The sequence below is a fragment of the Microbacterium sp. zg.Y909 genome (assembly GCF_024626565.1).
The window spans coordinates 1-6,619 of the sequence record NZ_JANJFJ010000247.1 but is presented as its reverse complement, the minus strand read 5'-3'; the positions used below and the strand labels follow the sequence as shown (position 1 = coordinate 6,619).

General features: G+C 70.2%; 7 protein-coding genes. 1 reads left to right on the top strand and 6 read right to left on the bottom strand.

Features of this window, described 5'->3' with window-relative positions; genetic code table 11:
• From NQ160_RS16060 to NQ160_RS16035, 6 genes are all read right to left on the bottom strand, one after another.
• The coding region (locus NQ160_RS16060; RefSeq protein ID WP_257516175.1) for an amidohydrolase family protein at positions 1-1,021 on the bottom strand (1,021 nt) is incomplete at its 3' end.
• Complete coding sequence (locus tag NQ160_RS16055; RefSeq protein WP_257516174.1) at positions 1,018-1,659, bottom strand: FMN-binding negative transcriptional regulator; 642 nt, start codon at positions 1,657-1,659, stop codon at positions 1,018-1,020. The genes NQ160_RS16055 and NQ160_RS16060, both read right to left, overlap by 4 nt.
• Positions 1,660-1,705: 46 nt before the next feature.
• On the bottom strand, positions 1,706-2,548 hold the full coding sequence (locus NQ160_RS16050) for a hypothetical protein (protein ID WP_257516173.1): 843 nt from the start codon (positions 2,546-2,548) through the stop codon (positions 1,706-1,708).
• Positions 2,549-2,604: 56 nt separating this feature from the next.
• Positions 2,605-3,600: an Fpg/Nei family DNA glycosylase gene (locus NQ160_RS16045; RefSeq protein WP_257516172.1), complete on the bottom strand. Its 996-nt coding sequence runs from the start codon at positions 3,598-3,600 to the stop codon at positions 2,605-2,607.
• Positions 3,600-4,145, bottom strand: a complete 546-nt coding sequence (locus tag NQ160_RS16040; RefSeq protein WP_257515971.1) for a ribose-5-phosphate isomerase — start codon at positions 4,143-4,145, stop codon at positions 3,600-3,602. The genes NQ160_RS16045 and NQ160_RS16040 overlap by 1 nt, the downstream gene beginning before the upstream one ends.
• Before the next feature lie 37 nt (positions 4,146-4,182).
• Complete coding sequence (locus NQ160_RS16035) at positions 4,183-5,394, bottom strand: ferrochelatase (protein ID WP_257516171.1); 1,212 nt, start codon at positions 5,392-5,394, stop codon at positions 4,183-4,185.
• A gap of 140 nt (positions 5,395-5,534) precedes the next feature.
• Here NQ160_RS16035 and NQ160_RS16030 point away from each other — a divergent pair.
• On the top strand, positions 5,535-6,619 hold a 1,085-nt coding region (locus NQ160_RS16030), incomplete at its 3' end, for a M1 family metallopeptidase (RefSeq protein ID WP_257516170.1).

Sequence of the window (6,619 nt, the reverse complement as noted above, 5' to 3'; positions counted from 1 at the left end):
TGCCCGTCGCGCCCGTCAGGGCGAAGGCGTCGAGCGCGTGGGTGTTCGCGATGTCGCCGATGGCGTGGATGGCGCACGAGAGCCCTCCCCCGGTCGCGCGGATCATCAGATCGACCAGTTCGTCGGGCGGGATGGTCAGCAGGCCGTGGTTCAGCGGGTCGCCGGGATAGGCGTGCGCGCACGCCGCCGTGCGGGTGCCCAGCGAGCCGTCGCTGATCACCTTGAGGGAGCCGACGCGGAAGAGCCCCGCGGGGTCGACGGCGTCACCGCTCTCGATTCCCAGGTCGAGGGCCTGCTGAAGATCGCGCGGGTAGATGCCGAACCGTGTGCGGAGGGTGTCGAAGCCGGCGGCGGCGCGTCGGGCCCAGGCGTCGGCGTTCCAGGCCATGTCGAGGTCGACGATCCCGACGACGCCGCGGGATGCCGCATCGTGCGCCATGCGCGCCACGTACGCGTCGGCGACGTCGGTGGGGACGAGGTTGAGGCGTCGGGATATCTCGAACGCCGGCTCCTCCCACAGCAATCCCGAGCCGGCCACGGGGTGACCCTCGCGACGCAGTGCGGCGGAGTTGAGCCACACGCTGTGGACGTCCGCGTTGATGAGGTAGGTGGGGACGTCGCCGGTGGCGGCATCGAGCACTTCGAGCGTCGGGACGTCGGGCCAGAACGCGTGGCGGAACCCCGTTCCGATACGGCGGCCGTCATCGAGCACGGGGGCATCGGCCATGAGCCATGCCGCGTGGGCGGCGCTGTCGGCGTGCCCGAGGGGAACGCGCTGCGTGAGGAGCGCCCACTGCACCGCGTGCACGTGGTGGTCCCACAGGCCCGGGATCAGCCAGCCGCCCTGGGCGTCGAGCACGACGCCGGCGCGCGGGAGCGCACCGGCAGGGGCGATATCGGCGATGGTACCCGCCTGCAGGTGCACGTCGACGAGGTCATCGCCGAACGGGTCGGTGCGGTCCGCGCCCGTCAGCCGTGCGTTCGCGACGACGGCGACATGGTCGCCTGCGGCCCAGGTCATCTGCTGCTCCTTCGCGCGTCGAGGTCGCGACGCATCTCGCTTGCCAGGCGGGCATCGCCGTACGCGCCCGATCCGGCATCCAGTTCGCCGATGATCGTCTCGACCACGTCATCAGGCCGGTTCTGACTCAGCTTGCGTTTGGCCACGACACGCGAGGGCGTGAGCCGGAATCCGACGGTGCCCTTTTCGAGCCGGTGCACGAAGTCGGCGTCGTTCGGCCGCTCCCACATGAGGCGCGGCTGCGGCATGCCGCTTTCGAACCTGGCCACGAGGCGATCGAGTACCGCGAGGTTCTCGTCGGCCGTGAGCAGCTCGGGAACGCCGCTCAGGTGCGCGGAGATGAAGTTCCAGGTCGGCACCGCCGGGCCGTCGCCGTACCAGCCGGGCGAGATGTACCCGTGCGGCCCCTGCACGATGACCATCAGCTCGCGCTGCCCCAGACCGTGGATCAGGTCGTCGGGCTTGCCGACGTGCCCGACGATGGTGAGATCCTCGCGCGAGTCGTCGAGCAGCACGGCATAGTGCGAGGCGACGAGGCCGTCCGGCGTGCTGCTGACGAGCGTCACCCATGGGTTCTGGTCGATGAGCCGGCGCAGCTCGGCGGTGTCGCCGAGGACGAAGCTCGGGTTCTGGCGCATCCCCTCAGCCTATTTGCGCGCGACGATCGGTGCGTCGCGACGGGCGTCAGGTGTACGACTCCACCCGCTCCACGGGCAAGCCCGACCGCCACGCGTTGAGCGCGAGGAGAACGGCGATGGTCATCAGGACGACGCCGATCGCGAGGGCGCCGAACCCGTAGAGCGGGCTCTGAAGATGCACCCCGAGCGGGCTGAGCCCGAATGCCGCGCCGGCGAAGCCGGCGATCCCCAGTTCCGCGCGCCAGATGTGCGAGAACTTCCGCCACCACAGCTGGGAGTGCGAACCCGGGGTGACCTGCGACTTGTTCCGCGCCAGCCGGTCGTTGTACGTCCGCTTCTTGAGGAGCGATAGCGCGATCATGCCCGCGAGGAGGCCGGTGATCACGCCGTAGACCGTGACGGTGAACCAGAACTGTATGGCTGCGGACGAGCCCCCGGCGATGTCGAGGGCGCCCGACGCATCCAGCACGACCGGCACGACCATCACGAGCACCCACGCCGTCAGGGCGCACGCGAGGAAGAGCGCGTGCAGGCGCACGCTGATGGGACGCAGCAGGACGGCGAACGACCCGCCGGAGGAGGCCTTACCACCCGCCACCTCCCACCGGCCGCGGACGGCGTACTGGCCGAGGAAGAAACCGATCATCGACAGGCCCACCATGAGCGTGGGGAACGCGATGGTCTCCGTGCCGCCGATGTCATCCGGGAAGACCGCGCTGATCCTGCCCCCGCCGGCGGTGTAGGTAAGGAGCCAGACCACCGCACCGATGGCGACCAGGAGCGCGACTGCGCCCACCAGGTTGCCGGCGACGGCGACGGCCTTCCTGATGCGGGCGGTGGCCGCTTCGCGCTCGGCGCGTGACCGCTTTCGATGCGTCGTTCTGGGCATGGGTCGACTCCTCTGTCGGGACCGCATCGACCGTGTCGGCCGTGTCGGGTGGTGTGTCACGCCTGGCAGCGAGGGCACCAGTAGAGCTTGCGCGCGGCCATCTCCTCGACGACGATCGCGGTGCCGCACACGCGGCACGGCAGCCCGGCGCGGTGGTAGACCCAGTGCCGGTCGTCGCGGGAGGCCATCGCCTTGCGGTAGTCCTCCGGCGCCAGGTCGTCCATCGTCATCATCTGCCCGGTCTCGACGCCGATGGCCAGCAGACGCACCCAGTCCCGCCACAGTGCACGCACCGTCCCCTCGGACACGTCCCGGCCGGGCGTGTGCGGGTTCTGGCGGGCACGGAACAGCATCTCGGCCCGGTACACGTTGCCGATGCCGCTGACGACGTTCTGGTCCATGAGCAGCTGCCCGATCGGGGTGGGCTTGCGGCGCACCGTGCGGGTGAAGCGCTCCTCCCCCTCGGCCACGTCGCCCACGAGCGGGTCGGGGCCGAGCTTCGCGACGGTCGCGAGCATCTCGTCGGTACTCTGCAGCTCGCACGCGGTGGGACCGCGCAGATCCGCGCAGGTGATGTCGGTCATGAGCCGCAGGCGCACCTGGCCGACCACCGGCGGGGGCCACTCCAGATCGTCCCCCAGGCCGGTCGTCTGCTCCGACATGCGCACGTGCACCCGCGTGCGCCGCGGTGCGCCGATCGATGACAGGGAGTTCTCCCCCGCGGCATCCATGATCGGCTCATCGCCGAGCACCGTGCCGCGCTGGTTCGTCTGTCCCATGCGCCCGTTGGCGGAGGCGATCGTGGGATCCACGAGAATCTCGCCGGCGAAATCCCACGCGCCGTACAGGCCGAGATGCACCCGCAGCCACAGGTCGTCGAAGGCGAGGAACATCTGCTTGCCGACCGCCCGCGCTTCGGTAGGGGTGCGGCCGTCGAGCACGGCGGCGCCCTCGGCGAACCGGCCCTGCGGGCTGGATGCCGCTACCGTCCGCCCGACGAAGTTGCGCTGGAACTGGCGGGCGATGCGGTGGACGGAATGGCCCTCGGGCATCAGCCCGCTTCCGGGTCGAAGCTGCTGTCGTCGGCGGCCAGCACGTCGGGCTGAAGCCCCGGCGCGCGGGGGTCCGGCTCGAGCGTGCCGTCGGTCTCGAACGCCGCCAGCTGCGCGATCCGCCGCGCGTGGCGCTCCTCGCCCGAGAAGGGCGTCGCGATGAAGCGGTCGATGAACGCGGCCGCCTCGTCGAACGTGTGCTGACGGGCGCCGACGGCGATGACGTTGGCGTCGTTGTGCTCACGGGCCAGTTCCGCGGTCGCGATGCTCCACACCAGGGCCGCCCGCACACCGCGCACCTTGTTGGCGGCGATCTGCTCGCCGTTGCCCGATCCTCCGAAGACCACGCCCAGGGCCTCGACCCCGGCCTCCTGATCGCGCACGACGGCTTGTGCAGCGCGAATGCAGAACGCGGGATAGTCGTCCTGCGCGTCGTACTCGAGCGGGCCGTGGTCGACGAGGTCGTGACCTTCTGCGGCGAGGTGATGCTGCAGCTGGGTCGAGAACTCGAGGCCGGCGTGGTCGGTCGCGATGTGGATGCGCATGGTCAAGATCCTAGGGTCGGCGCTCGGTGGCGGCGGGTCAGGGCGCGATGCCGGCGGCCGCCGGTTTGAACCCGGCGCGGACGTTCTCGCAGCAGGCGGGGCGACAGACGTCGAACCACGGCCCGAGCGCGGTACGGTGCGGCCGCTCGGCGGCGGGCGCTCCCTCGAGGCGCTCGACGACGAGGTCGACCAGGCCCGACACGTAGGCCGGATCGACTCCCGGGGTCGGCGTGCGGACCGCGCGCAGTCCGGCCTCCTCCGCAGCTTCGATCGCCTCGGTGTCGAGGTCCCAGAGCACTTCCATGTGGTCGCTGACGAATCCGAGCGGCACGATCGCGACGGCCTTCACCCCGGCGTCGGGGAGCGTCTCGATGACGTCGCAGACGTCGGGTTCGAGCCACGGCTGCGACGGCGGGCCGGAGCGCGACTGGTACACCAGATCCCAGGGCACCGACGCCGCGTCGGGTCGCTCGGCGGCGACGTCCGTCATGATCACCTCGGCCACGGCGCGGTGCTGCGCGGCGTAGGCGCCTCCGTCGCCCCAGTCGACGTCGCGCGGGCCGGAGCGCTTCGCGTCGTCGATCGGGACGCTGTGGGTGGAGAAGAGCACCCGGATCTGCTCGGGCGCGAGACCCTCGTCGAGGAACCCGGCCACGGCCGCGAGCACTCCGGCGCTGAAGGGCGCGACGAAACCGGGGTGGTCGAAGAACTGACGCACCTTGTCGATCGTCACGACGTCGCCGAGGCCCGTCTCGGTGAGCACCCGTGCGAAGTCCTCGCGATACTGCCGGCAGCTGGAGAACGAGCTGTAGGCGCTCGTGGCGACGGCGATGAGCGTGGTGTCACCGGCGGCTGCGGCATCCTGCACCGCCTGCTCGAGATAGGGAGCCCAGTTGCGGTTGCCCCAGTACACGGGCAGATCGATGCCGCGTCGGGCCAGTTCGTCCTCGATGGCCGCCTTCAGCGCACGGTTCTGGTCGTTGATGGGGCTGACGCCCCCGAAGTGGCGGTAGTGGTGCGCCACCTCTTCGAGTCGCTCGTCGGGGATGCCGCGCCCCCGCGTGACGTTGCGAAGGAACGGGATCACGTCGTCCTGCCCTTCGGGCCCGCCGAAGCCGGCGAGCAGGATGCCGTCATAGGCGACGGGTACCTCGACATGGCGCGCACCCGATGCGGATGCGGGAGAAGCGAAGAGAACCTGGGGCTCTTCGCGCTCGTTGACGGGTGGGGCGGCGTCGGTTGCACTCACCCCTCCATCCTCCCACCGCGGTGGCGATGCTGGGGCCCGCGACGGGGTCTTTCCGGGTGGGGGCCGCTCCAGCGCGTAGGCTGAGGGATCGCCCGGCACGCCCGGGCACTGACCCACCCGAAGACCTTGGGAGAACCGCCGTGCCCGGAGAGAACCTCACCCGCATCGAGGCGCAGGAGCGCCGCGCCGTCGTCGATCCGACGGCCGGTATGTCGTACGAGATCGCGCTCGACCTCAACCGTGGTGCGGAGGTGTTCGGCTCCCGCACCACCCTTCGCTTCGCCGCCACGCCCGGCGCCGACACGTTCATCGACCTCATTGCACGCGACGTGCGCGAGATCACCCTCAACGGCCGCTCGATCGACCCCGCGGCGGCGTACGCCGACTCTCGCATCGCGCTGTCGGGCCTCGAGGCGCAGAACGAGCTGATCGTCGACGCCGACTGCCTGTACACAAACACCGGTGAGGGTCTGCACCGGTTCGTCGACCCCGTCGACGGCGAGGTCTACCTCTACTCGCAGTTCGAGGTGCCCGACTCCCGCCGCGTCTTCGCGGTGTTCGAGCAGCCCGACCTGAAGGCCACGTTCCAGTTCACGGTCACGGCGCCCGAGCCGTGGAAGGTCGTGTCCAACTCGCCCACGCCCGCACCCCAGCGCCACGGCGACGGCACCGCCACGTGGACCTTCGAGCCCACCCCGACCATCTCGTCGTACATCACCGCGCTCGTCGCCGGGCCGTACGAGGCGACCTTCTCGGAGCTCACCAGCGCCTCGGGCCGGGTCATTCCGCTCGGCGTCTACGCCCGAAAGAGCCTCTGGCAGCACCTCGACGCCGACTACGTCTTCGACAAGACGCGCGAGGGGTTCGCGTACTTCGAGGAGAAGTTCGACTACCCGTACCCGTTCGCCAAGTACGACCAGCTGTTCGTGCCGGAGTTCAACGCCGGAGCGATGGAGAACGCCGGCGCGGTGACCTTCACCGAGACTTATGTCTTCCGCAGCAAGGTCACCGACGCGGTCAAGGAGCGCCGCGTCGTCACGATCCTGCATGAGCTCGCGCACATGTGGTTCGGTGACCTCGTCACGATGCGCTGGTGGAACGACCTGTGGCTGAACGAGTCCTTCGCAGAGTGGGCGTCGACCATGGCCACCGCCGAGGCGACCGAGTGGACCGAGGCATGGACCACCTTCAACGCGATGGAGAAGACCTGGGCGTACCGCCAGGA

Coding starts and splice junctions, on each gene's coding strand:
- NQ160_RS16045 (WP_257516172.1), bottom strand. CDS start 3,600: ATGCCCGAGGGCCATTCCGTCCACCGCATCGCCCGCCAGTTCCAGCGC.
- NQ160_RS16050 (WP_257516173.1), bottom strand. CDS start 2,548: ATGCCCAGAACGACGCATCGAAAGCGGTCACGCGCCGAGCGCGAAGCG.
- NQ160_RS16055 (WP_257516174.1), bottom strand. CDS start 1,659: ATGCGCCAGAACCCGAGCTTCGTCCTCGGCGACACCGCCGAGCTGCGC.
- NQ160_RS16040 (WP_257515971.1), bottom strand. CDS start 4,145: ATGCGCATCCACATCGCGACCGACCACGCCGGCCTCGAGTTCTCGACC.